Origin of the sequence: Uliginosibacterium gangwonense DSM 18521 (genome assembly GCF_000373965.1) — a bacterium.
GTDB lineage: Bacteria > Pseudomonadota > Gammaproteobacteria > Burkholderiales > Rhodocyclaceae > Uliginosibacterium > Uliginosibacterium gangwonense.
The window spans coordinates 1-25,300 of the sequence record NZ_KB892845.1 but is presented as its reverse complement, the minus strand read 5'-3'; the positions used below and the strand labels follow the sequence as shown (position 1 = coordinate 25,300).

Sequence of the window (25,300 nt, the reverse complement as noted above, 5' to 3'; positions counted from 1 at the left end):
ATAGGACGCAGTACAGAGAATATCAAAATAATAACAACCTAATTTACATATAAACATTTTCAAGAAATTCAATCAGTGCGCTACCGAACACAATTTATAAAATTTGTTTGTGTTACACAGCTCTAGAGATTTGAATAGTTTTTTGCGCTACCCTTTTGTACGTAGCAAGCACCTAAAAATGCAAACACTCGGAATTCAATACTTTTTTTAACCACGCGCAGATCCAGGGCTGCGTTCCGATTCACCACTGCCAAACACCCTGTCCCAAAATGAGTTGGTAACGCCGTAGTAGCCCGGCTTATCGAGCCTACGGTGATGCAGTGCATGCCAGTGCTTGCGCTGCTTCAACCATAGACTATTAAATTGCCAATGATGTATAGCATGATGGGTAACAGAATATGCAAAATACCCTACCAATACGCCAAGAAAAAAAGAACTGGCACTCCATAAACCCATCACACCAAATGTCGGCATAAAAACCAAAAAGAATATCATCGCCGCACTCATGATTGTGGGGGTATAAATCAATGCCTTGGGGCGCTGATGGTGCGCTGCATGCCAGCGCCGAAACGGCTGCATCCCATGTAACACAAAACGATGGAGTAGATATTCAATCAAACTCCAACTCAATAGCCCGACCAGCACCAGAGCGATTAGAGCAAGCCGTTGCGTGGGCGGACTCAGCACCACAAGAAGCGATGTCAGCCCCACGACTGCAACGCCATACGCCATAAAGTCGATGCCATAAGCAAACCTGCTGTGCTCCAGCGAAAATAAACGCATGCGACCCCTTTGTCTGTTTTGCCCCTCAAGAGGATCTGAGATAGGCAGATAAACCAAGCTTAGTCATACCTTATACCGCTTACAGTACGGTGGCGCACATTCCATCGAATAGATTTCATGATTATGTTCTGCAGATGCCAAATAACTCAAGGCAGAACTTTGTTCGCTAACGAACAGACTAAAAATGTCATCACATACACTGTGAAAACTGGCAACGCAGGATTCATCTATGAAAAATAAATTTTATAGCACACAAGTCTGTTTACCCATTCGAACCAAACTTTGTACCCGGATACGGCCTGATGCCTCAATTTGAATGTTTCATCAGGCAAATCCACTACGCGAGGTTAAAATGAACACGATCAAAAATATGCGTTTAACCGGCATTGCAGGCGCCATCACGGTTTTGGGATGCCTTACCTCAAATTTTGTGCAAGCCCAAAGCAACGATGATTTCAGGCCGGCTATGGCCTATAACCCATCCTGGTACATCATCCCAAGCGTCAATATCTTCAAGCCAGACCATGATTTTGGGCCAAACCGTCACGGATCAGGAGCGGGGCTACGCTTGGGAAAACCGCTTTCACCAAGCTGGGACTTACAGTTTGGGCCTACGTATTCACGTACGCATGAAGGCGACTCTCAATACCGCCAGAATACTTTGGGTGTAGATTTACTCTATATGTTCTCGCGTAATAGCCTCCGTCCGTTCATATTCATTGGAGGTGGGGCCGAGTTCGACAAGGCCAATGGCCCAACCCTGCACGCCGCACACACCTCACCGTATATGAATGTGGGGCTTGGGGCACAGTATTTGTTTACTGATCAATGGGGGATGCAAGTTGATATCCGCCATGCCCAAAGTTACTTACGTAGCAGTGACTTTGGTTTCCGCCACGCCAAGACAAACACCGTCACCTTGGGTGTGATATATGCTTTTGGAAAAACACCAATGGAAAGGGTCCCTTCCCCCATGCCAGCACCTATTGCCCAGGCGGCCCCTCCACCAGTGGTCACCCCCACCCCACCCACAGAACCACCGCCGCCTAAGCCACGTTTTGAACGCTATACGCTCTCTTCAACTGAACTGTTTAGCTTCGACCGCTCTGATCTACGCTTGCCACAGCCCAAGCTGGATGAAATTGCGGATGTCTTGAACCGCAAGCCCGAAATCAGCAACATCACCATTACGGGCTACACCGATCGCTTAGGCTCTGCAAAGTATAACAACAAGCTCTCACAACGCCGTGCGGACGCCGTCAAGGCCTATCTGGCCAACAAGGGAGTCGACGCTGGCCGCCTGAGTACCATAGCCAAGGGCGAGAGTGACCCAATTGTCGAGTGCAATGAAAAGAAACGTGCTGATCTGATCAAGTGCCTTGAACCCAACCGCCGTGTTGAAATTGAGGAATTCACCACTGAACGCCGCATTCCCTGACCCCTAAAATTGGATTATAAAAAGAGACCAGCCTCGCAGCTGGTCTCTTTTTACGGCATTGAAAATACTTTACCAATGAGACCTTCGGTCTACCACCACGATTATCACTTCTCCGATACGTCCCCACTTTGCTGCGAAAACACGATTTCCACACGGCGATTCATTTGCCGACCTGCTGCACTGGCATTGTCTGCAACAGGGCTCTCTTCTCCATACGCATGTGTACTCAGTCTGTCTTGAGGCACTCCTTTATCAACAAGCATCTTCATCACTGCGTTGGCTCGTCTTTCGGATAACCGGTAGTTGGAGCTTGTACTACCAATATTGTCAGTATAACCTTCGATCGTAGCCGTGCGTTGCGGATTACGAATAAAGAAATCGGCGAGTTTATCCATATTGTGGCTACTATTGTGCGCGAGGGCGGATTTGCCTGTATCAAACAAGACATCTCCTAAGGTTACAACCATACCACGCGGAGTTTTCCGTGCATTGAGATCTTTGAGCTGGTATTCCAGGTCATTAACCCGTGCATCGCTTCGTTCAAGATTTTCTGCACTTCGGGCTGCAGCATCTTTCACATCTGACAATTCGCCTTCTTTTTGCAGTGTATCCAGCTTTGCCACAGCCAACTGCTGGTGAGCGGTGTCAGCTTCTGCAGTACGCATTTCCAGGCGCATTTTGTCGCGCTCTGCCGCTGCACTTGCGGTCACATTTTGTGCGGTCTTACTTGAAGCTGTTTCCTGAGCTATGACGACGCGACGATCAGCCATATAGGCAAGGTGGTCCACCTTATCGGTTTTGTCGCCATTCATCCAGGCAAGCTCCGCGATGCGCAATGACTCTCCTGCTCGCACCAGTTCCTCTGGGGCAAGTGCGGAAACCTGTGAGTCGCCCTGTGCCAATTTGAAGTGCTCGGTGGCCTGATCCAGCTGGCTATTACGGTTTGCGGGCATCGAGTTGCAGGCTGCCAAGACAACCGACAAGGTAGCAAGGTAAAGATATCTATTTTTCATTTTATATTCCTATTTTGCTCAATGAGGGGTTTTGCGATTGATTTCATCACGCAGCACATTGGCTGCGTTTTGTGTCTCTTGGGCGGCTTTGCGCGAACGCTCAGACTGGGCGTGCAGCTCAGCCACCTGCGAATCGAGCTCAACTTGCTCCGCCAGTTGTTGCGCACGCTCGTAGTCTTTGTCGATTACAGCCTGGCGTGCGCGGTCCAGCTTGGAAAGTGCTATCTGGAGTTGGCCGTTGGCATTTTCACTTGTGCTGCTGGTGTTGGCGTGCTGAACAGAGGCTTCTGCCACGGCCATCTGCATGTTTGATTTTGGCTCGCTTGCGCAGGCCCCCAATACGAGTACAAATAAAACCGTAATCGTACGAATAGAAAAGGAAGTAAACAATACATTAGGCATATAATATCCTATAGGTTATTCTGACTTTGGCTCATACAGAAGAGCGGCAGGATGAGAGTTTGTCCGCCACACCAATCCTCAGGACGGCGCTACTCTCATCAATACACAAAGCTTGCTCTACGTGGGAATCCCTACCCTGGGTAGCGCATCATGATCGATGCTGTTTGGCCGCATCCTTGATTACTTTTTTTGCATCACCCAGATTTTTCTGAGTACGGCCTTCTACCTGCTTTTCCAGCCCTTTAAGTTCTTGGTTTTTACTACCAACAACCTTGCCTGCACCCTCTTGTATTTTGCCAGCGATATCTTTGGCAGCGCCTTTAACTTGGTCTTTGTTCATGATTTTGATCCTTCACCTGAGACGAGTCTGATTGATTTACCATGCCCTCTCGGCTAGTTAGTCATACAAATCACGTATTGGCCGAGATACCATCCATAGTTATCCATGACAATTTTTTCTACATGGAATAGGTGATATCTTAATGATGCACAATTAGCACGAAGTGTGTCTGTACGTTATCGAACTCATCTGGAACTTAAATCGAGCAATACGATTACCATGTTGAATGGAGGGACAATCAACACAGCACGTCAGTCTTGATTACCCGCCGTGTGAAACGCAAAGCCGCCTGGCCCACGTTTTTTTGAGCGGTACATGGCGGCATCTGCGTGGGCGATCAGACTGGCTGGATCTTTCCCATCCTCTGGGTACATGGCTATACCAAGGCTGGCAGATAAACGGAACGTGTGTTCTCCAGCCTTATATGGCGTAGAAAGGACGTGCAGAATTTTCTGGGCGATATGTTCAGCATCACTGATTTGCAAAACATCGTTCAGCAAGACCAAGAACTCGTCTCCTCCTTGGCGACTGACCGTATCCGAGTCGCGCAGCACGGACTGTACACAGCATGCTGTATGCCTTAAGACCTCATCGCCAATAGCGTGCCCCATCTCATCGTTGACCTGTTTGAACTGGTCAAGATCTAGAAAAATCAAAGCAAATCTTGTGCGGTTTCTTTTTGATATGGCAACAGAATGCTCAAGGAGGTCAAGCATCAGAGTACGGTTAGGAATTTCAGTCAGCGCGTCGTGTTGACTGGTACGGGCCAATTCGACAAGATCGGACTTGGCTATTTCTGCAACCATATCTGCTTGGAGCGCAGCAATTACCAAGTGCTCGTTGGCTTCCAGGAGTTGTCTGTTATGTGGTTCGCCATGCGTTTGCTGGGCATCAGCCAGCTTTTGCCGTAAGGCAAGAACCTCGGCTCGAAGTGCCTTCACCTCGTGGTTAAGACGTATAACGGTATGCTCTACGGCGACAGCTGCATTACCTTCCAAGTTGTCGCTCATTGCATATCACCTTCTAATCAGTCATGGGGTCTCTCTGGTAGAGGCTGGGCTTACCACACAGAAGTCCTTCGTAATTGGCAAAACGTTCGCCTATTTCGATGCCCTCGTTGCCAATATGAAACAGACGCAATTCGTTGGAATGTGCGCTCGCGCGTACCTTTACCACTGCCATTACACGCTGCAGGCGCCCATCAATCTCAATATAGCGCTGTACAATGATTGCGTCGGTTAAAAATGCCGTACCATAAGGGCTAAAACGTAAATCATAATAGCGGTCTTCCAATTCTGAAGTCATAAGAACCGTAGCCCCTGTGCTTGCCAGCGCCGAAACCATGCGAGCCAACGACTCACGGAAGTCCGCACGAAATGTAGGTGCCAGAGCCAATTCGAATCCCGACAGTGAGTCGATGACAACACGACGTGCCTTAAGTCGACGAATCTCGGCAATGAGTTGCATCGAAATTTCGTCTACAGACAATGAGGTGGCACGCGTATCGACCACACCAATCCGGCCACTTTGGATAAGCCCGGCAATCACATGACCACGTGCCTGGCTGGGGCGCTGCTCGAAGGCTGCAATCACGCCTGCCTCCCCATTGCGCGCACCTTCTGCAAGGTAAGCAGACGCCAAGATGCTCTTACCTGAACCTGATGGCCCTGCTACCAGCAAAGAATATCCGCTTGGCAAGCCTCCGCCCATCATTTCATCTAGGCCCAGTATTCCCATTGGCAAGCGGCTGCAAACCGACAACGTGTCGTCGTGCTCAGGGGGCGACGCCAGCGGTGGGGGCGTGAAAATCTGGATACCTGAATTGCTGATGCGAAACGTATGCAAGCCTTGCAAGCTTGCCTGCCCACGCATCTTCATGATTTCAATCTTGCGCACCATGGAGTTACCCTGCACGCTCTGGCGCAGCCAGATTAAACCATCGGAAACGGTAAACACTGGATTCGGATCTGTCTCGGTGAAGTATTCACCGATCAGAAAAGTGGTGGCTTGCCAACTCGTCAGCAAGACGCCCAACTCCTGGATAAATTTTTGCAAGCTGATGAAGGAATTTCCTTCTCCTTGATTCGCAAGAATCACGGAACGAAAAGAATCCACAAACACCAGTCCTGGCTCATGAGCCTCAACCTCTCCCACGATGCGAGCGAGCACCTTGCTGAGGTCTCCCGCAGCAAGGTCATCAGCCAGATTGATGAATCGAATTGAACGGTTCAGTTTGTCGAGATCAAAGAAGTCAAACTGCTGCTGATAGCGCAGCATCTTCAACGGGGGCTCTCCCAGCACGGTGAAGTACAGTGCGGGCCGTTCCGGTGTAGCCAGAGCAAACATGATCTGGTGTGCCAAAGTAGTCTTGCCACTACCGGGAGGACCTGCGAGTAGGTTGAACGAGAATTCCGGCAGACCACCGCCAAGCACCTCGTCCAACCCTTGAACGCCGGTCTTGAGACGGTTGATATTTGCTTTGCTCATGAAGAGGTATCCTGTGCGGGATGGCCGCTTGAAGGTTTTTCCCAAAGGGATCTAAGCAAACGCTCGGCGAGGGGTTCTCCGATCAGTTTGCCCAGGATGTCATAAAATGTTTGCATTAATTTATCATTAGATTCCGTGGCATCCTGCATTGTTCGCTGCAAGAGCACATCGCGCAAACCAGTGAAATCGTCTGGGCGTTTCGCGTCTTCGTATACCGCCAGCAACCAGGGGTAGAGAATGCGATTAACATACAAGCTGCGCTTGTAAAGTTCAAAGAATCCTCGTTGTCCAATGACTGGAGACAACACATTATTGAGTGCATGCCATGTTGACATCGCCATGTCTACGACTTGGCCGACATTGGCGCATTCTGTAACGCGCTGTACAAAAATATCATGGCTTCGGCGTACGTCGTCTGGCATCGGCACTCCAGTAGAGATCCTTATAACTCAAGCATTGTTGTTGAATCTTGTTGCACAGCGTTCCAAGCAAGACCAGGAGCAAAGCCGACAAGCTGAGTAACCCTTGTAACGGAATCTGCAGACTGGCGCAATACAAACCCTTTAAACGGTTTGCGCCTGGAATGGCATTCAAACCTGAAAGAGAAAAGCGATAGCGGATTGGTATGTAAAATTACTCTCCAAATTCTGGGATAGCCTTCATCTACAGTTCCTGCATCACCTATCAAGCTCAACGCGTCGGTACACTAGACCCCTACCCGCTGTCCATCACGCGGCCTGCGGTCAATCAATGGCAAACCGGCGAAAGAACCACTGCTTCATCCGTTCCGCCGCGAACAGGTATAACACCAACATGCCTGATAGCACAAGAAAGAATAGGGGTGGAGGCGCTACAAACCCCAGATAGCGGCCTGCCGGGGTATAGGGCAGTAGCACTGCCGCAATCACGGCGATGAGGGAAGATGCAATCAACCATGGATGCGGCTGGCTTTTGAAAGGACTCTTGCGAGTACGAATGATAAAGATGACCAGAACCTGTGTTGCCATCGATTCGATGAACCAACCGGTGTGAAACAAGTCCTCATTAGCCCGAAATACTGTCAGCATGACGTAAAAGGTCAGAAAATCAAAAATTGAACTAACGGGGCCAAGCATAAGCATGAAATTGCGGATATAACTCATATCCCAATGCCGTGGGTGGCTCAGGTAATCGTCATCTACCCGATCCAGTGGAATAGGGAGTTCAGAGACATCGTAGAGCAGATTATTAAGCAGGATCTGCACCGGCAGCATCGGAAGAAATGGAAGAAACAGGGATGCGCCAGCCATGCTGAACATGTTGCCGAAATTGGAACTGGTTCCCATCATGATGTATTTCATGATGTTGCTGAAGGTACGCCGCCCCTCCAACACACCTGCATGAAGCACCCCGAGATCCTGCTCAAGCAGAATCATATCTGCCGCAGCCTTGGCTACATCCACCGCGCTGGCCACAGAAATTCCAACATCCGCCGAGTGTAACGAGGGCGCGTCGTTAATACCATCCCCCAGATAGCCCACCGTATGGCCACGCCGTTTTAGTGCGAGAATCACGCGATTTTTTTGCGCAGGTGCCACACGACAAAACAGATTGGCCTGCTCCACCCGGATGGCGAGTGCAGAATCATCCAGCCTCTGGATATCAGCTCCCGTCAGTACACCTGTAACGGCAAGGCCGAGTTGTGCACAGAGATGCTGGGTAACAAGTTCATTATCCCCCGTAATCACCTTGACTTGGATCTGGTCTGCGGCAAGCCCTGCCAAGGCCACCTTGGCACTCTCCTTTGCCGGGTCCAGGAAGGCGGCAAACCCCAGAAACATCATTTCCGCTTCATCGCCCACAACAGCATGCGGGTGGTCCATTCCAACGCGTTTTGACGCGATCCCCAGCACACGGAACCCCTCCGCGCTAAGTGCCTCAAATTGGGCATTGATGCGTGCGCGTGCAGTTGCGTCCAGCAAATGTTCCTCTGGATCGCCTTCAAGCCCATAGTTGATCGATAAACGCAAGATATCCTCGGGCGCCCCCTTTACGATCAACAACCGGGTTGCTGCGTTATCGAGCAAAACAGAAATCCGGCGGCGCTCAAAATCAAAGGACACCTCATCGATCTTGTGCCACGCACTCACATCAATTTCTTTATGCTCCAGAATGGCGTCATCTAGAGGACTTTTAACCCCTGTTTCAAAATAGCTGTTCAGGTAGGCCAACTCCAACACATGTTGACTACTATGACCATCGGGGTCCAGGTGACGCTCCAGTTTGATCTTCGCCTCGGTCAGGGTGCCGGTCTTGTCCGTACAAAAAACATCCATGCTCCCCAGATTGATAATGGAACCCAAGCGCTTGACGATCACCTTGCTGGTGGACATGCGCATCGCACCCCGTGCCAGCGTCACAGATACCACCATTGGAAGTAATTCTGGGGTAAGCCCGACGGCCAGTGCAACCGCGAACAGAAAAGATTCGAGCCAAGGACGATGGTAGAACGCATTGATAAGCAAGACAAACAGCACGAGCAGGATTGTCATCCGCATGATGAGGATGCCAAATTGATGAATCCCAGCCTCAAATGCTGTGGGTGGCGTCTTGGCAAGTAGCGTGTCAGCAATCTCCCCCAGGGCCGTCCCCTGCCCCGTGCGGCACATTAAAACCTTGGCCGAGCCACTGATGACCGATGTTCCCATCAGTACAGTATTACCTGCAGACAGGATTTCTGTATTGGGCGGCAAGTCTAAGGCAGCCTTTTCTACGGGATAGGGCTCACCAGTCAGCAATGCCTGGTTAACGAAGAAATCCTTGGCTTCCAATACCCGCCCATCGCATGGAATCAAATCACCTGCACTCAGTATGACAACATCGCCAGGTACCAACTCAGCGATAAGAATGTCATTGGGCTTACCATCGCGCAACACCTTCGCTCGCACAGCAACAGACTGACGTAAACGGTCTGCCGCCTGACCTGCACGATATTCCTGCACAAAGTCCAGACTTACGCTCATCAGGACAATCGCACCAATAATGAAGAAGCTTGCGACATCGCCTGTCAATGCTGAAAGCGCGCTGGCCACCAGCAAGATGATAACTAAAGGATTACGAAATTTTGTCAGGAATTGAAGGATGACAGCACGCTTGCGCTCACCATGAATCAGATTGGGGCCAAACTGCTGCAGGCGCGCTGCTACCTCACCATTATTCAAGCCTTCCTGCCGTGCCCCCATCTGCTTAAGAACATCGGCGACAGGACTTTGCCAAAATGCACTATTCGGCTCGGGTGTAGAAGTAGGCCTTGTCATGGGAGCGTTCGCGCGGCACTCACCTACGACGATATTCCAGTTTTGAAGCCTGGCATGCCAGCCAATGGTGATGGGGCGTCAGAAATGGGTGATCGGCTGTCTCCAACTCCCTCAGGATTGATTCCGTTGATCGCGGCTGGGGGCGTCCCGTTCTCACAATTGTTTGGGCAGGTGCCGCATGGCGACGCATCTTCGCTGTATGATACCGAATCGGGTGGTTCATAAGATCCTCGTTTGTGAGCGCTCTATGCAGGCTGCGGCACGTGGTTCAAGGCAGACACATTGTCTGTGCTGGTTGCAGCAACAGCCAAGGCAATTGCTGCTGAAGGGTTCATGCTGTCGATCATTGTGGTTGGGATCAAAATCGTTGCCCCACGTTCTTTGGTCGTTTCATAAATGATGTTCATGGCGCGCAACTGCAATGCGCCCGGCTGGCTGACATAGATTTCGGCGGCTTCTACAAATTTTCCTGCAATTTCGGCTTCTGCGGCCCCCAGAATGATGCGTGCCTGTTTCTCACGCTCGGCCTGGGCTTGACGAGACATCGCGTCCTGCAGCGCAATCGGGATGGCTACATCCCGGATCTCGACAGAGCTGACGGTGACGCCCCACTCGATTGTTTTGTGCCCAATCTCTTCGCACAATTTTTGGTCGGCTGCCCGGCGATCAGACAGCAGCGCCGCCAGCAAAGATGATCCGATCATCTCTCGCAGCGAAGTCTGGGCTACTCGATCAATGGCGAGCTGATAGTCAGTGGTGGCCAGGGCGGCTTTCTGAGCATCATGTACGTGCCAGAAGATGATGGCATCGACATTGACCGGGACGGTATCCCTTGTCAAGGCTTGCTCAGCATTGAAGGCCGTGGTTTGGATCCGTTCGTCAATGATTGCCACGACGTTATCTATAATAGGGATGATGAGAAATAGGCCCTGCCCTCTGACTCCTTGCAGCTTGCCAGCCCGCAGGACGACAAACTTCTGCCATGTATTGGCCATCTTCAATGATTGGGAAATAACCACCGCGATGACCCAAAGGGCGATACCCCAAGGTAGATACCCAATAGCTGTTAATAATGCCCCTATTGCAGCCAACACGGACACAATAAAGAAGGTAATCGGATTCAAGTGAGCGCTCCTGAAAAACCAAGGGTTCAAACACAATGCCATGGTACTGATCATGAATGCCTGAACCTCAGGCGTCTGTGCGCTATCGCACCTAAATCAGGTATAGAAGGTATGTGCTGGGAACTCGAGCGGGTTCTATGTAAAAAATGCCGCAATACCCTTTTATTCAGGCATTTGAACGACAAAATCAATTTGATATGCGGCAAGTAAACCCAACCAGGAGGGAGCCTTGAATCCACGACAAAATCTCTTATTGGCCGCTCTCCCGGACGCCGAATGGGAGCGCTGGAGTACTCAGCTTGAGTCGGTCGATATGCCACTGGGCGATGTGCTCTACGAATCAGGTCACAAACTCACCCATGTATATTTCCCCACAACAGCCCTTGTCTCAATACTGTACGTAATGGAAGATGGAGCCTCGGCTGAAATCGCCATTGTTGGGTTTGAAGGCATCGTCGGTGTGTCGCTGTTTATGGGTGGAGAGACAACCCCCAGTCGAGCCGTTGTGCAAAGTGCCGGGAGAGGATACAGGCTTAAGGCAAATCTGCTATTGCAAGAATTCAACCGGGCGGGCCCGGTTTTGCACCTGCTGCTGCGCTACACTCAGGCACTCATCACCCAAATGTCGCAAACGGCAGTTTGCAATCGTCACCACAGTTTGGATCAGCAGCTATGTCGTTGGTTGCTTTTGAGCCTGGATCGGCTTGAAAGTAATGAGTTGGTCATGACCCAAGAACTAATCGCCAATATGCTCGGGGTACGCCGCGAAGGAGTGACCGAAGCCGCTGGACATCTTCAGGAAGCAGGGCTGATCAGCTATCATCGCGGCCACATCAAAGTCCTCGACCGCGCCGGGTTGGAACAGCGTACCTGCGAGTGCTATGCCGTCGTAAAGAAAGAATACGACCGATTGCTGCCCCTCACAAAAGCAATATGACTTATCACTGATGGCTATTCCCCCGACAGGTCTCTGACAAGACCTTCCCCTGCGTTGGATAACACGCCAAAAATACGTTTCTATCTCGAAAACATAAATCTAACAACAACGCAAATCTGTTCGATACCGAACAGACAATGCGAATCCATTTGCGTACGTTTGGAGCGATCTTTACCTAACTGAGACTCGGAGCCCAACGTGCTTAATTCAACACAGACGCCATTGACAGCAGAGGAACCTGAACTTGCGGCACGGGCCGTCCAACATAATGACGTCAGAGAAGCAACACACCTGTTGAAACATTTGTTTCGGTGCTTTGACGGTACGTTGGCGCTACGTTTGTGGAATGGGAAAACCCTGAGCCTGGGCCAACAAGAGTCTAAAATATCAGCAGACCCTTTCACCCTTGTATGCCACACTCCACGCATCGTGCGTTCGATCGTATTGGGACGAGACCGATTGCGATTGGCTGAAGCCTATTTCAGAGGCGAGATTGACGTCGAGGGCAATTTCTTCGCTGCACTCCAACTGAAAGACCATCTGAACTCGATTTGCCTGAACTGGCGAGATCGTCTGCATGCCATCTTCAAAGTGATTCGTCTATACGCTGCAACACGCAAATCAGATAGCTCTACATTGAGCAACTCCTGTATGCATGCACATGTTGTCAAAAAACATTCTAAAGCAGAGAACCAAGAAGCCATACAGTTTCACTATAATGTATCCAATGATTTTTATGCTTTATGGCTAGACGAAAAAATGGTTTACTCCTGTGCCTACTTCCAGAACCCTGAAGACACATTGGAGCTGGCACAAACGGCCAAACTCGAGCACATTTGTCGAAAACTGCAGCTCAGACCAGGAGAGAATTTTCTAGACGTCGGCTGCGGCTGGGGCGCTCTTGTCATCCATGCGGCACAACATTATGGGGTTCGCGCTCATGGCATCACTCTGAGTGAGCAACAACTGGAACTTGCACGTCACCACATTTCTCAAGCAGGTGTTGAAGACCGTGTGAGTGTTGAGCTGCGCGACTATCGTGATCTGGAAGGCGAAGCAATCTATGACAAGGTCGCCAGTATCGGCATGTTTGAACATGTCGGACTCAAAAACCTAGCAACCTATTTCTCAAAAGTCATGCAATTATTGAAGCCCTCAGGCCTATTTCTAAATCACGGTATTACACACGACGTGGAAGGCTGGAAAAAAACTTCATCCACCGAATTCATCAACCGTTACGTTTTCCCTGACGGCCAACTCGATACCATCAGCAACATCCAGCGCGGAATGGAACGCACTGGTTTCGAAATTGCGGACCTCGAATCGATGCGCGCACACTATGCATTAACGCTTAGGCACTGGGTTGCACGTTTGGAAGAGCGCCATGCTGAAGCACTAAAATACGTCAGTGAATCAACTTGGCGAGTTTGGCGTCTATACATGGCTGCCTGCGCTCTTGAATTCGAAACAGGTGAAATTGGTCTTTATCAGGTACTGGCAAGTAAGCGAGCGCACAAACCCGTTACACTTCCGCTAACCAGGCGACATCTATACTGCGTTTCGGACTGATTGGTTGTATCTACACAAGCCGATCCATTTCTTGTAAAACAACACAAAAAAACTTCGTCATTGGGCTTACCCCGAGGATCTCGACCATGCGCATAGCCGTTTTCGACACTCATCCCTATGACGAACAGGCTCTCAAGGCAGCGAACATCTCGCATAGTCACGTGCTTGAATTCTTTGAAGAGCGGTTACATGACAAAACCGTGGAATTGGCAAAAGGATTTGATGCGGTGTGCCCTTTCGTCAACTGCCGACTTAATGCTTTGGTTTTTCAACGGCTATCACAATTGGGAGTCCGGCTCGTATTGCTTCGAGCTGCAGGCTTTAACGGAATAGATATTGCAGCCGCCGGGCACAACGGTATATGTGTTACACGCGTACCCGCCTATTCCCCCGAGGCGGTTGCTGAACATGCTTTTGCTTTGTTGCTCTCTTTGATCCGTAAAATCCACCGCGCTTATAACAGGGTACGCGATCAAAATTTCTCCCTTGATGGCCTGGAGGGATTTACCTTGAATGGCAAGACATTTGGTGCTTTAGGGGCTGGGCGTATCGGCCAAAGCACACTGAAAATAGCCAAAGGCTTTGGCTGCAGCCTTCTCGCTTACGACACCCATGAAAGTCCACAGATTGCCGCAGAAATAGGATTTGAGTATGTGAGCATCGAACGCCTGATACGCGAAGCCAATGTAATCTCGCTCCATCTGCCACTTACACAAAATAGCCACCATATCCTTAATGCTGATACTTTAGCTTTGACACGTCGAGGGGTCGTTATCATCAATACAAGCCGGGGCGGTTTGATAGACACCGTTGCATTAATTGAATCCCTCAAGTCTGGTCAAGTGGGAAGTGTAGGTCTGGATGTATATGAATTGGAAGAAGGTATTTTCTTTAACGACCTCTCTGATCGCCCCCTCCAGGACGACACACTCGCACGTCTGATGAGTTTCCCCAATGTACTGATTACATCACATCAAGGCTTCCTTACCTGTGAAGCACTACAAGCAATTGCTTCAACAACACTGGATAATGCTACGGCCTTTGAGCATGGCAGGCCAACGGCCAATGCATTATAAATACACTAAATGCGCCGCAGGAACAATATCTATGAAGAGACTATTTTAGTACGCTGCGTTTTCAGTCTCTATGAAGCACCATACTACAGGCGTGCTAGTAAAAGTCCTTAGGTTTGCATTACTCACTCTTTATATCGCCTAGCCGATTAGTGATGACGGCGGTATTGCTACCGATTCATGATAAGTTTGAAATGGAATCAAACCTTGGTGGTGAAAGGTAGCATTCGGGCGCGAGAGGCTTCCAGCAAACGGATCATTGCTTCTGCCGCGTGTTCAGGCTCTCGATTGACGATGTACCGACGTACATTGTCGTACAGGTCCAAGTCTTCGCTTGGGTTCTCAGCGTGACGTAACAGCATTTCCGAGGACACCCGCAGTGCCGTTTTGATTGCGCTGCCTATGGTGATAAACATCCCGTTATGCGAAAGATTAATGATGGTCAGGTGAAACTCAAGATCAGCCTGCGCAGCCTGCTGTACATCATTACCTGCGTTGGCGATGGCAGCAAGCTTCGTATAACGCTTCTCGATCAGCCGCAAATCCTCAATTGAACCATGGCGAGCAGCCAGTAGGCTGGCGCGCGGTTCAAAGCACAGGCGCATCTCAAAGATGTCTTCCACAATCTTCGAGTCAAACTGTGCTTCCAGGCGCCACGCCAAAACTTCTCGATCCAAAAGGTTCCAATCTGCAAATGGCAGGACGCGCGTACCAATCTTGGGCTGCACATCAATCAGACGCTTGCCCGCCAGGTGCTTGATTGCTTCGCGGACCGTAGTACGACTCACCCCAAATTGTGCGCATAGATCACCCTCTATAGGCAGCGTGTCGCCGGGTTGGTATTCCCCACCCACGATCCGCGTTCCTAGAATTTTTGCCACTTGCGCACTCATTGTGCCAACTACGGGCTCACGCTCAAACATGCATCCTACCTTCTCTATCTCACTTATTGCGCTACGGCAGAGCTGACCAGCACGTTCCATGATCCGGGTTTCAACCACGCAATCAAGGTTTCCCCTTCAAAGCGGACCTCCTTGTTTTCACGAGGTACAACAGTATTGGGGGCATCCTTGGTGTTGACGGCCTTCATGTTGGTGTGGAACAGCTCCAGTGCGGTTTCCAGACGACGATCAGTGCCCAGGCCGCGTAACTCGATACGCAACTCCATATCTTCTTCCAGATGGCGGTTCAAGGCAAAAATCGTGGTGCGACCTGTTGCCTCATCATCCACGACTGCTGCGCACAAATAGGAAATCGCCTCCTCGCAGCTTTTGGCTTCATAGGAATCGGAATCAATCACTGGGCGCAACACACGGCCATGGGCAAACCGTGCGGCCTGCGCAAAAGGATGAAAAATGGTTTGGCGCCATGCTGCGCCGCCAGGTTCGGTCATGATCGGGCCGATCACATTCACAAGCTGTGCCAGACAAGCCACCTTCACGCGGTCGCAATTATTCATCATCACGATCAACGCGCCCCCCACCACCAGCGCATCCTCGTGATTGTAAACTTCTTCAATCAAACGTGGCGCCACGGGCCACCCCGGCTTACGCAGATCTTCAATACTGCGTGCTTTATACCAGACATTCCATTCGTCAAAGGAAAGCATGATCTTGCGTTTGGAATGCTTGCGCGCTGCCACTGCATCGGCCACTGCCACGGTTTGCTTGATGAAACGATCAGTCAGCTCGATATTACCGAAATATTCTTCTGTTGAGTCGTGATGATTACCAAAATAGCTGTGCAAAGAGAGGTAATCCACCTCGTCAAAACAATGCTCAAGAACCTTGTCTTCCCATGCCCCGAACGTTGGCATATCCCAAAAAGATGAGCCACAAGCCGAAAGCTGGATGGTGGGGTCTACCATGCGCATCAATTTGGCGGTTTCCAGCGCAATGCGCCCATACTCATCTGCTGTTTTGCGACAAATCTGCCAGGGACCATCCATCTCGTTACCCAAACACCACAATTTGATATCATGCGGAGCTTCGTAACCGTGGCTGTGACGCAAATCAGAAAGCGTTGTGCCACCGGGATGGTTGCAGTATTCGATGAAATGACGTGCTTCATCTGGCCCACGTGTGCCCAGATTGACGCCATACATGGGTTCTATACCGACCTTGCGACACCAATCCATGAACTCATTGGTCCCGAACTGATTGGTTTCAGTGGAATACCAGGCCAAGTCAAGTCGGGTCGGGCGCTTGTCACGCGGCCCCACCCCATCCTCCCAGTTATAGCCAGACATGAAGTTGCCACCAGGATAACGGACCACCGTGGCGCCCAATTCGCGGGTCAGATCAATGACGTCTTGCCGAAACCCGTTTTCATCAGCAAGAGGGTGCTCAGGCTCGTAAATCCCTGTATAAACGCACCGCCCCATATGCTCCACAAAAGTACCGAACAGACGACGATCCAGTTCGGATATGACAAAGTCTCGATCAACAACAAGACGTGATTTAATCATGATAATGCAATCCTGACGCAACAATACTCAAGACAAGGAGATGAGCAGAACACAAACCCTGCCACGCTCCTTGCACATACAAAGACATCAAACTATTTATCTGAAGCGGTTGCTTTACGGCCCGCCACCTTATACATGGCCTCAGCGTTACCGCGCGCCCAAGGCTGGCGTAAGCCCTGAATCATGGCAGCCCACGCCTGGCTACTGGAATCAATATTCCATGCAGTTTCCTTGCGCAGATCAAACCACGACAACGCACGGATACGGGGCATACTGGGAAGTGTTGCAAACATACCCTTGATCCAGACCGCCTTGTCGCCCCCAGTTTCCGCAGACGCAATTTCAGCAACGATAATGGGCTTATCTGGAGCTATCTTTAGTGCCATATCGTAAGAAGATTTCACGACTTGCTCAAAGCTACGCCATGAACTCCAACTCTTGCTTGCCCCCCAGTTATATCCATCAATACCGACCCAGTCCACATAATCATCCCCTGGGTAAGCCGCAGCGGGGTTGTTCCACGATTCATTTGGCACGCTGTCATTATTGAAACACCAGACAAACTGAACCTTGTTGGCACCTTCCCGCCGAAAAATGTCAACAATATGGCGAAAAGCCTTGGCGTAAAGCGCCGGATCACGGCCATTCTTAATCAGCGCCCAAGGATACCAATCGCTGTTGAACTCATGCCCCCAGCGCAACATGAAAGGAAGATCAAGACGCGCAGCATCTTGCGCATACTGTGTGATATAGGCATCCCACTTCCCATTCACAAAATCGGCCAAGGGCATCGGTTCATCATGCGGGCCCCAGGGCTCCCAGGTAATCTGGGGAACATAGCCTTGTTGATGCAGATACAAAACCTGAGTTTGCGGAAATGCTCCGCCAAAACGCGAAAAGCTCAACACCGCAGCGGGCTTGCGACGCAAATCCCCGGGAACCTCAGCCACCAGTTCTGGCGCCGTCATCTCCCGAAAAATCCCGAAGAACACCCCCTGCGTATCTCCTGCATTCGTATCCTCCAGTATTGGCAGTGCCAGCTCAGCTTCGGGAAGACTCTCAGCCATCACCGTAGAGCCAAACAAAGTGGCAAAAACAAGGGGGATTGCACACAATATATGCTTCATTTCGTTTCTCCAGGCCCAAGTCATGGCGGGGGTACTATTGCCACAACTCAGGGTTGAAATTACCAAGCCGCTCAAGGATTCGAGCTATTTTCATCCAGCAAGCTTGTCTCTCCCTATCTTCGTGCGCGCCGCTGAATCAATGCTTTAGCATCCGCCAACGCCTGATTAATATCCTTGCCACGCTCCATGACATTATTCAATTCAGTATCAACGATATCCTGAGCCGTTGCATCGTAACGATTCACTTTGACGGCGGGAATATTGTTGGCAGCAATTTTCCAGAGCTTACGCGCATTCTGCCCGCCAAGATACTCGATAGGCATTTCAATGAATGGATCATTCTGCGCCTCGATCAAGGCCGGGAACGCATCCACCAGACGTAATGCTTCAAGTTGTGCGTCCTTGTTCATCGTTGCGTACTTGATAAACTCCCAGGCAGCCTGCTTATTAGCGGATTTGCTAGGGATGGCAAAAAAGGAGCCTCCAAATGGAGCAAAGGAACCACCTGGCAATTGTGCGGAACGCCACTTGCCTTTGTGATCTGGATCCAGCCATGTTGCAAAGTGGCTCGCCAGCCAAGACCCCATCATCTGGGTGGCAATTTTGTCACGACGAAAACCTTCCGACCATTCGTTACCCCAGGGCGGAATATTGGCATCCACTCCGGCAACACGCACGGCCTTGGCAAGCTCGAACGCTTTATGGAAGCGAGGGCTATCCACGAGCACATTGTTCTTCTTGTCGAAGTAGATCCCCTCGCCGTCTTTCAGGCCCGTGCGAATATAGATATCCTTGATGTCTTTGGCATTAGCCAGCAGATAGGCGCCCGTGCTTGCCTTAATTTTCTTCCCCGCTTCAACAAACCCTTCCCAGCTCTTGGAAAGATCCGCCTCAGTAACACCCGCCTTCTCAATGATATCCTTGCGATAAAAGAGAGTCCCTGGCCCAATGTCCGTAGGAATTGCCATCAAAGCCCCATTAACGCTGGTGGCCTGCGGGAAAGAGAAACGAGCAAATTTACTTTGGTATTGCAGTGCGCTGTAGGGTGGTTTAGATAAATCCTCAAGACCACCGGACTCGGCAAATTTGCCGATATAACCAATCTCGATCGCCATCACATCTGGCAAACCAGCGCCGGTTGCGAGCGCAGTTGTCATGGCAGTGTGGTGATCAGCAAAAGCCAGACTCATAAGCTTGACTTCAATTTCTGGGTGAGCCTTCTTGAACCCAGGGAGCCACGCTTTCACTTGGGCATCGTGGCTTGGAAAAGAAGCCACAGTAATGGTAGTTGCCGCCTGTGCGCCTGCAGCGGCGAGAATGGAGCACCCAAGTAGCGCCTTACAAAGATATGTTCTCATCTGATTTGTCTCTTTCTTAGTGTCTTCTTGCAAACAACCTGCACTACGATGTAATTCACGCAGGTAGCAGACATCAAAGCTCTAGGGAAAGACATAAGCGAACCGACTCAAGGCATTTTCCTCAGCCAGCCCCAAAGCGGCCCCACTAGCTCCTTGATGTCACTTGTATTTGGTATTATGAAATACATAGTAACGAGCGAATTTGCAGGTTGCCATGGATAAATCAGCCACCAATATAGAAAATATTAGTGAAAGAAGTCAGGGGTTGTGAATCGCCTCGGCTTCCGTGGAGACTGATTGGTTTGGTCTGGTTTTCGCTTCTGCCTCCAATCTTGCACGAGACGACAGAAAGCAGATCCTTAACGAATGCCAGATGATCCATTGCAAAGCACGTATATTTGGGACAGTAAAGAATGGGCCAATTGGGCCACGCCTTGTCCTTGATCGTGTTCAGTGGATGTAGTGTTGCAAACAGACGACTCAAGGGAGAGGCAAATCGTGGGTAACACAACAAACACTGGCGACTCATTTCAATCCAGCGCGGAAGCTCCGGCAAGAAGAGAATGTTATTGCGATGAATGTGGCGGCAGGGTAAGCCCAAGAGCAATCTCCTGCCACACATTGTGGTGATCCGAAATACAACGGACAAAAAGAATCACCAAGTATCACAGTGCAAAACGTGAACATTTCCTTTGGCGCTGTCGGAATTAGCTGTAGCAGGTTCTAAACTGAAAGCATGAATGGGTCGATCGGAGGTCCATCATGCTTGAACAAGTATTTTCAGAGTATCTGCAGCAACTGGACTTGCTGACAGATCGGCAGAGAACAAGGTTGGCGCTCGCCTTGTCGGGGTCGGCAAGGCCGTCTTTGGGCGAGACCTGTTCCCGCCCGTCAAATTGTCCGCGTTGCGGTGCAGATGCCGAGCAGCTGCATCCGTGGGGGCAAAGCCACGGTTTACCTCGCTATCGATGCCATGACTGCGGCAGGACGTGCAACGCGCTGACCGGAACACCCTTGGCGCATCTGCGCAAGCGCAAACAATGGTCACGCTATGCCCAGGCGATATCAGATCGCAGTGCTGGTCGTGCTCGACCGCAGTGGAGAGACAGCCAACTTCCGTCTGGTCAAGCTGGATGCGCCCCACGTTATCGCCGTCCTGCGCCCGATCATTGCGCCTGACGCCGTGCTCTGTACCGATGGGGCCAAGGTCTATAAAACCTTTGCACGCCTAACCGGCGTCGTGCATCGCGCTTTGAACGTACAGCAAGGTATTCATGTCATCGACGGCGTATTCCACATCCAGAACGTCAATGCCTACGATAGTCGCCTGAAAACGTGGATGCGCCGATTCAACGGCGTTGCCACCAAATACCTCGACAGTTATCTGGGCTGGCACCGCATCCTTGAGCGCTATCGGGACGCTATTTCTCCCACGCTCTGTCTCAACGAGGCCGTTGGACGATGGCTGCTCAACAGCTAATTCCGACAGCGTCGATAGGAATCGTGTTAAACGGCCGGTTCGCGCCTGCCGAACTCACCCTCCCGACCTGGGGAAGAGCTTGATCAATTGGGTTGCAACGTTCGCTTGCCATCCGTTGAGCAGCCATTTGACAAAGCCCTATTCGCTAATAGCGAGCAGCCAGGGGGCGTTACTTTGAAAGCCTCTCAGCTTCTTTAAGCACTTGGCGCAGCCTTCGTACCGCATCCCTTAGCTGCTCGTCCGTAAAGCCACCAAAGCCGAGCATTAAACCGGATAGAGGAGAATTGCCTGAGCACATCGGCGACAAGGCTCGTATCGCAATTCCTGCTTCGTCAGCCGCCTTCGCAACAGCCACATCGTCCAGCCCATCCGGTAGCCAAACAACGATATGCATTCCCTGGTCGGCCGACAGGATGTGTAGCTCTGGCAGTTCAAGGTGTAGTGCATCAATCAGAATCTGGTGTCTCTCGCCGTAGATGCCGCGAATCCGCCGAATATGTGCTTCAAAGTAGCCCTCTTTCATGTAGGCCGCGATGACATGCTGTTCAGTCACTGGCGAACCTCGACCCACTAGAGCCCGTGCTCCGACAAACGCCTTCACCAAGCAATCCGGTGCTACGAGGTAACCCAGCCGAAGCGAAGGCGCCAAGACTTTACTGAACGTCCCCAGGTAAACGACCCGGCTGCTATCCAAACCTTGCATGGCAGGAAACGGTTGGCCGGCATAGCGCAACTCGCTGTCATAATCGTCTTCGACAATCCAACCGTTGGACTTTCTGGCCCATTCAATGAGTGCCAAGCGTCTAGGCATGCTCAATGGCATCCCCATTGGGTATTGATGCGAAGGGGTCACAAAGACAGCCTTGGCTGCTGGGCACATCTCCAAGGCTTTTGCCACATCGAAACCTTGGTTATCCACGGCGATTCTCTGTACCTCAATGCCGCGCTCTTCGAGCACCGAGGTCAGACCCGGGTAGGCAGGGTCTTCAGCCCAGGCTGCGTCGCCGGGAGACAGCAGTACCCTGGCCGCCAAGAAAAGCCCCTGTTGTGCACCTTCGGTGATGATGATGTTCTCTGGGCTACAACGAACAGCCCGAGCCTTCCGCAAATAGTTGGCAATCGACTCTCTCAGTGGCAGCAAGCCGCTTGGGTCGCTGTACCCAGATGGGGCCGCGACTTGCGATACCCGGACACGGTTGCTGAGTCGCCGCCAGTGGTCATCCATCGCCACGGCGCCCTCTGGCACGGCAACGGAGAACGGTACCAAGGGTAACGGAGTCAAGCGCTCAGCAACGGCCGCATAGCGCGAGGCAGACTCGGGTGGCATAGGCATGGAATCCGCGTCACTCACGGAACTGCGTTGAACAGCCACATTCGGCTCATGAAGCGTAGCCGCTACCCGCGTGCTGGCACCAGGTCGCGCATCCAGACACCCCTCGGCCATCAACTGCTCGTAGGCTTCCGTCACGGTTCCCCGTGATACGCCTAAGGACTTGGCCAGCGCCCTGCTGGATGGTAGCGGCTCGCCAGCAGCCAGTTCCCCTCGGGAGATGGCGTTGCGTAAAGCCTCTGCCAGTTGCCGGCCAATACCACCCTGGGTGCGGTCTAAGGCTCCAAGGGCAGGAATCTCTATCAACGGCTGGCGACGCGGCACGACCAGGCTCCTTTATGCGAAATACTGGATCATTTACTTTGTGGATAACTGGCTCTTAATAATAGTCCGGTTTAGCGAAAAAATGCATCCACGAATTGACTTCCGAAAGGACCTGAAATGCACTGCCCCTCCATGTTTCGTGAAGAACGCCTTGATGTTCTTCATGGCCTGATAACCGCACATCCCTTGGCGACGCTGATTACCGCGGGGAGCAATGGCCTGATGGCAAACCTGATTCCCTTCACGCTTCATGTCGGTGGAGAACACGGGATACTGCGTGCCCATTTGGCAAGGGGAAACAAGCAACTAGATGCTCTTCGAGAGGGAGCCGAGGCATTGGTGGTCTTCCAGGGACCTGAATGCTATGTGACACCCTCGTGGTATCCGTCCAAAGCTGAAAGCGGCAAAGTTGTGCCCACCTGGAATTTTGCGATGGTCCAGGTTCGCGGCAAACCGCAGATTTTTGATGATGCGACCTGGGTTCGGGCACAGATCGACGAGATGACCAACAACCATGAGCGCCAACGCGAACACCCCTGGACGGTTTCTGACGCCCCCGATGACTTTATCGCGGCTCAACTCAAAGCCATTGTCGGCATCGAGATTCCCATTCTGGCAATCGAAGGGAAGTGGAAGGTGAGTCAGAACAGGTTGCCAGTTGACCGTCAGGGAGTTGTTGACGGATTACGGGCTGAACAGGTTTGTCCGTCGATGTTGGCCACGATGGAAACGCGGTAGGAGTAACAGCCTGTCTGTTATCAGCGGGAAGCTGCCAGTAGACTTGGCTGCCGTGAGCGGCTGAGCACCTATTCGTCGAAAAGGAAAGCTGCCGTTCACGACCTCCAAACGCTGAACGGCAGTTAAGCGGCAAGTTGCTGCCTGATTTGACGTTTCAGTCCAAGGGCCGCTATGGCCGATACCCGGCCAATGAGGATTGGATAGGCAGAGGGGACCAGCTTTCACTGTCTTCGCCGACTCATCGTTGGCCACAGCGGTCATTGAGGGCAGGCGTATTGAGCGTCAGTTGCGCTTCACATTTCCGCCGTTCGGCCTGGACCGCGAAAAAAATCTGGTCAAGATGTTGAATTCCGTGCTTGATTGGCCAAGTGTCACTGACCCAGCCAGGCTGACAACTCTAAGTTCTCAACCATGCATTCATAACCCAAAAGAAGCGGGTCAGTGCGGAATCAATATGAGGGTCAATCAGGCATGAAATTCAAAAGAGGATGTCTTTGAAACCCCCGGACTGATGTCTCGAAAGAGGTACTCCTAGGAAATGACGTATTTCATCTTCTTGTTTCAAACTGACTGACTACACGGTCGAAAATGTATCAACTCGTCTCGAAGCGGCGGATCTCCAACAGCACCTCATTCAGGCTCATCTCACCAGCTTCCAGCAGCTTGCCAACCAGATGCTCGGTCAGCGGCTTGAGCCGGGCGAGCACAGCCTTGGTTTCGTTGTAAAGGCGCTCGCTCTGAGCCTCCATGATGCTACGTGTCTCTTCGTCCATTTCATAGACACCGTCTTGGCGTCTTTTGGTAAGTGACCCGTAGTTCAGGCGGGTTTTACGGTACATGCCCATCTCGCCGACAGCGTGGTGCAGTAACTGCGTCACGCGTGTGATGTCATTGTGCGCCCCATTGGTCGTACCTTCCTCGCCAAAAAATAGTTCTTCGTTCGCCATTCCTCCGAGCAACACACGCACATCGTGTTCGATGTCGCTCTTGGTCTTAAGCAAGTTGGTCCCCTGTTTGTGGAATACAAAGCCCAACGCGTTGGTGCGCGGGTTGGCTTTGAGCGAAATCTTGATCGTTTTCATATCGGCAAGGATTTGCTCCCAGTTGCTATTGGGCTGTGTGCGTTCGTGCTCGAAGTCAACGAGAAAGTGACCCCATTCGTGCACGGCGATGATGCGGCGGTCACGCTCGCGTTCCTCGGTAGCCTGGATGTTGACGTTGCCCACCAGCACCCGTTCAGCAGCCTGCATCAAGGTATCGGCGCCAATCAGCTCGCCCACCTGTACGGCTGTGATGCCGGCCTGGTTGACGATGGTTTCCAGGTCGGCAGGGCTGCAGCCCTCGGTCACGTCCACCATGTGACGTAGGTCGAGGTTAGGCAACACCTTGCCGGCACGTTGGCCCAGGTAATGAGCGATGATCGCTAACCGCTCTTCGCGGTTGGGCATGCGAAAGTCAACCTTCATTTGGAAGCGGCGCAGCATGGCTTCGTCCATCGGCATGCTTTCGCTGTTGAAGTTGCTGGCTACTATCCAGATGATCTCAGCTTCGTTTCGGTTGCGCACGCCGTCGAGCACCGACAACAGCGTATTCGCCGTGTCATCGTCAAACTTGCGGCGGCCACCGCGCTTCATGAAAAGGTCCTGAGCCTCGTCGAGGAAGACGATACAGCGCCTTCTCCGCTTGGCCATTGTCATGATGCGGCTCAACGTATTCGAACCGCCGGCAACAAAGCCTGTTTCCAGGTTGGCGGCGGAATGGAACAGGATGGGAAGCCCCAGCTCCTTGGCCAAGTAACTGGCCAGCTTAGTCTTGCCGGTCCCCGCCGGACCACTGAACATCACATTGAAGGGCTTGCTNATGCCGTATTCGGCATACTCCGCGCGGCGCTGATATTGGTCCTTGATCTGTGCCACCTCGGCCTTGATGTCGTCCATGCCGACCAGATCGTCAATGGAACCGTGCACTTGCGCTGGCTCAATGAACTTGAGCGCCTTGAACTGCCCCCTCAGCT

General features: G+C 51.5%; 20 protein-coding genes and 1 pseudogene. 6 read left to right on the top strand and 15 right to left on the bottom strand.

Annotation, left to right across the window (positions count from 1 at the left end):
• Nucleotides 1-207: 207 nt before the first annotated feature.
• On the bottom strand, nt 208-783 hold the full coding sequence (locus tag B145_RS0111410; protein ID WP_018607440.1) for a sterol desaturase family protein: 576 nt from the start codon (nt 781-783) through the stop codon (nt 208-210).
• Between the two features lie 352 nt (nt 784-1,135).
• Here B145_RS0111410 and B145_RS0111405 point away from each other — a divergent pair, with 352 nt between their 5' ends.
• Nucleotides 1,136-2,221, top strand: coding sequence for an OmpA family protein (locus tag B145_RS0111405; protein WP_018607439.1), 1,086 nt, complete (start codon nt 1,136-1,138; stop codon nt 2,219-2,221).
• Between the two features lie 104 nt (nt 2,222-2,325).
• On the opposite strand, the gene B145_RS0111400 is transcribed toward B145_RS0111405, so the two are convergent.
• The 8 genes from B145_RS0111400 to B145_RS0111365 all read right to left on the bottom strand — a co-directional run bounded on the left by B145_RS0111400 (nt 2,326) and on the right by B145_RS0111365 (nt 10,883).
• Complete coding sequence (locus B145_RS0111400; protein ID WP_018607438.1) at nt 2,326-3,234, bottom strand: OmpA family protein; 909 nt, start codon at nt 3,232-3,234, stop codon at nt 2,326-2,328.
• An 18-nt stretch (nt 3,235-3,252) separates the two neighbouring features.
• Nucleotides 3,253-3,528 carry a DUF4398 domain-containing protein gene (locus B145_RS0111395; protein WP_169558547.1) on the bottom strand — a complete coding sequence of 92 codons (276 nt, stop codon included), beginning with the start codon at nt 3,526-3,528 and terminating at the stop codon, nt 3,253-3,255.
• Nucleotides 3,529-3,784: 256 nt separating this feature from the next.
• On the bottom strand, nt 3,785-3,976 hold the full coding sequence (locus B145_RS28100; RefSeq protein WP_083917725.1) for a CsbD family protein: 192 nt from the start codon (nt 3,974-3,976) through the stop codon (nt 3,785-3,787).
• Between the two features lie 251 nt (nt 3,977-4,227).
• Nucleotides 4,228-4,986, bottom strand: coding sequence for a GGDEF domain-containing protein (locus B145_RS25330; RefSeq protein ID WP_018607432.1), 759 nt, complete (start codon nt 4,984-4,986; stop codon nt 4,228-4,230).
• Between the two features lie 13 nt (nt 4,987-4,999).
• Nucleotides 5,000-6,463: an ATPase domain-containing protein gene (locus B145_RS0111380; RefSeq protein WP_018607431.1), complete on the bottom strand. Its 1,464-nt coding sequence runs from the start codon at nt 6,461-6,463 to the stop codon at nt 5,000-5,002.
• Nucleotides 6,460-6,885, bottom strand: coding sequence for a hypothetical protein (locus B145_RS0111375; RefSeq protein ID WP_018607430.1), 426 nt, complete (start codon nt 6,883-6,885; stop codon nt 6,460-6,462). The genes B145_RS0111380 and B145_RS0111375 overlap by 4 nt, the downstream gene beginning before the upstream one ends.
• Before the next feature lie 321 nt (nt 6,886-7,206).
• Nucleotides 7,207-9,759, bottom strand: coding sequence for a magnesium-translocating P-type ATPase (mgtA, locus tag B145_RS0111370; RefSeq protein ID WP_026259056.1), 2,553 nt, complete (start codon nt 9,757-9,759; stop codon nt 7,207-7,209).
• Between the two features lie 245 nt (nt 9,760-10,004).
• Nucleotides 10,005-10,883: a slipin family protein gene (locus B145_RS0111365; RefSeq protein ID WP_026259055.1), complete on the bottom strand. Its 879-nt coding sequence runs from the start codon at nt 10,881-10,883 to the stop codon at nt 10,005-10,007.
• A gap of 229 nt (nt 10,884-11,112) precedes the next feature.
• Here B145_RS0111365 and B145_RS0111360 point away from each other — a divergent pair, with 229 nt between their 5' ends.
• The 3 genes from B145_RS0111360 (at nt 11,113) to B145_RS0111350 (ending at nt 14,465) form a co-directional block, all read left to right on the top strand.
• A complete protein-coding gene (locus tag B145_RS0111360) occupies nt 11,113-11,820 on the top strand; it encodes a Crp/Fnr family transcriptional regulator (protein WP_026259054.1) in 708 nt (235 codons plus the stop codon).
• A 198-nt stretch (nt 11,821-12,018) separates the two neighbouring features.
• The gene (locus B145_RS0111355; protein WP_033407010.1) at nt 12,019-13,389 is read left to right on the top strand and encodes an SAM-dependent methyltransferase; all 1,371 of its coding nucleotides are present in this window, start codon (nt 12,019-12,021) and stop codon (nt 13,387-13,389) included.
• Nucleotides 13,390-13,475: 86 nt separating this feature from the next.
• Nucleotides 13,476-14,465: a 2-hydroxyacid dehydrogenase gene (locus B145_RS0111350; protein WP_018607425.1), complete on the top strand. Its 990-nt coding sequence runs from the start codon at nt 13,476-13,478 to the stop codon at nt 14,463-14,465.
• A 197-nt stretch (nt 14,466-14,662) separates the two neighbouring features.
• On the opposite strand, the gene B145_RS0111345 is transcribed toward B145_RS0111350, so the two are convergent.
• The 4 genes from B145_RS0111345 to B145_RS0111330 all read right to left on the bottom strand — a co-directional run bounded on the left by B145_RS0111345 (nt 14,663) and on the right by B145_RS0111330 (nt 19,414).
• The gene (locus B145_RS0111345; protein ID WP_211209816.1) at nt 14,663-15,343 is read right to left on the bottom strand and encodes a FadR/GntR family transcriptional regulator; all 681 of its coding nucleotides are present in this window, start codon (nt 15,341-15,343) and stop codon (nt 14,663-14,665) included.
• A gap of 65 nt (nt 15,344-15,408) precedes the next feature.
• The gene (gene arfA, locus B145_RS0111340; RefSeq protein ID WP_018607423.1) at nt 15,409-16,929 is read right to left on the bottom strand and encodes an arabinosylfuranosidase ArfA; all 1,521 of its coding nucleotides are present in this window, start codon (nt 16,927-16,929) and stop codon (nt 15,409-15,411) included.
• Nucleotides 16,930-17,021: 92 nt separating this feature from the next.
• The gene (locus tag B145_RS27475) at nt 17,022-18,056 is read right to left on the bottom strand and encodes a glycoside hydrolase family 26 protein (RefSeq protein WP_018607422.1); all 1,035 of its coding nucleotides are present in this window, start codon (nt 18,054-18,056) and stop codon (nt 17,022-17,024) included.
• A gap of 113 nt (nt 18,057-18,169) precedes the next feature.
• The gene (locus B145_RS0111330) at nt 18,170-19,414 is read right to left on the bottom strand and encodes an ABC transporter substrate-binding protein (protein ID WP_026259052.1); all 1,245 of its coding nucleotides are present in this window, start codon (nt 19,412-19,414) and stop codon (nt 18,170-18,172) included.
• A gap of 762 nt (nt 19,415-20,176) precedes the next feature.
• Here B145_RS0111330 and B145_RS28095 point away from each other — a divergent pair.
• Nucleotides 20,177-20,876 (top strand): annotated as a pseudogene (locus B145_RS28095) (IS1595 family transposase); the annotation flags it as partial.
• Between the two features lie 187 nt (nt 20,877-21,063).
• On the opposite strand, the gene pdxR reads toward B145_RS28095, so the two are convergent.
• A complete protein-coding gene (pdxR, locus tag B145_RS0111320; protein WP_018607419.1) occupies nt 21,064-22,548 on the bottom strand; it encodes a MocR-like pyridoxine biosynthesis transcription factor PdxR in 1,485 nt (494 codons plus the stop codon).
• Between the two features lie 117 nt (nt 22,549-22,665).
• On the opposite strand from pdxR, the gene B145_RS0111315 reads away from it, so the two are divergent.
• The gene (locus B145_RS0111315) at nt 22,666-23,286 is read left to right on the top strand and encodes an FMN-binding negative transcriptional regulator (RefSeq protein WP_033407008.1); all 621 of its coding nucleotides are present in this window, start codon (nt 22,666-22,668) and stop codon (nt 23,284-23,286) included.
• Between the two features lie 593 nt (nt 23,287-23,879).
• On the opposite strand, the gene B145_RS0111310 is transcribed toward B145_RS0111315, so the two are convergent.
• Nucleotides 23,880-25,127: an AAA family ATPase gene (locus B145_RS0111310; RefSeq protein ID WP_425425582.1), complete on the bottom strand. Its 1,248-nt coding sequence runs from the start codon at nt 25,125-25,127 to the stop codon at nt 23,880-23,882.
• Nucleotides 25,128-25,300: the final 173 nt, after the last annotated feature.

What these genes read in the sequence shown, in the direction of transcription:
- B145_RS0111410 (WP_018607440.1), bottom strand. Translation starts at nt 783, where the DNA reads ATGCGTTTATTTTCGCTGGAGCACAGCAGGTTTGCTTATGGCATCGAC.
- B145_RS0111405 (WP_018607439.1), top strand. Translation starts at nt 1,136, where the DNA reads ATGAACACGATCAAAAATATGCGTTTAACCGGCATTGCAGGCGCCATC.
- B145_RS0111400 (WP_018607438.1), bottom strand. Translation starts at nt 3,234, where the DNA reads ATGAAAAATAGATATCTTTACCTTGCTACCTTGTCGGTTGTCTTGGCA.
- B145_RS28100 (WP_083917725.1), bottom strand. Translation starts at nt 3,976, where the DNA reads ATGAACAAAGACCAAGTTAAAGGCGCTGCCAAAGATATCGCTGGCAAA.
- B145_RS25330 (WP_018607432.1), bottom strand. Translation starts at nt 4,986, where the DNA reads ATGAGCGACAACTTGGAAGGTAATGCAGCTGTCGCCGTAGAGCATACC.
- B145_RS0111380 (WP_018607431.1), bottom strand. Translation starts at nt 6,463, where the DNA reads ATGAGCAAAGCAAATATCAACCGTCTCAAGACCGGCGTTCAAGGGTTG.
- B145_RS0111375 (WP_018607430.1), bottom strand. Translation starts at nt 6,885, where the DNA reads ATGCCAGACGACGTACGCCGAAGCCATGATATTTTTGTACAGCGCGTT.
- mgtA (WP_026259056.1), bottom strand. Translation starts at nt 9,759, where the DNA reads ATGACAAGGCCTACTTCTACACCCGAGCCGAATAGTGCATTTTGGCAA.
- B145_RS0111350 (WP_018607425.1), top strand. Translation starts at nt 13,476, where the DNA reads ATGCGCATAGCCGTTTTCGACACTCATCCCTATGACGAACAGGCTCTC.
- arfA (WP_018607423.1), bottom strand. Translation starts at nt 16,929, where the DNA reads ATGATTAAATCACGTCTTGTTGTTGATCGAGACTTTGTCATATCCGAA.
- B145_RS27475 (WP_018607422.1), bottom strand. Translation starts at nt 18,056, where the DNA reads ATGAAGCATATATTGTGTGCAATCCCCCTTGTTTTTGCCACTTTGTTT.
- B145_RS0111330 (WP_026259052.1), bottom strand. Translation starts at nt 19,414, where the DNA reads ATGAGAACATATCTTTGTAAGGCGCTACTTGGGTGCTCCATTCTCGCC.
- B145_RS0111315 (WP_033407008.1), top strand. Translation starts at nt 22,666, where the DNA reads ATGCACTGCCCCTCCATGTTTCGTGAAGAACGCCTTGATGTTCTTCAT.
- B145_RS0111310 (WP_425425582.1), bottom strand. Translation starts at nt 25,127, where the DNA reads ATGTTCAGTGGTCCGGCGGGGACCGGCAAGACTAAGCTGGCCAGTTAC.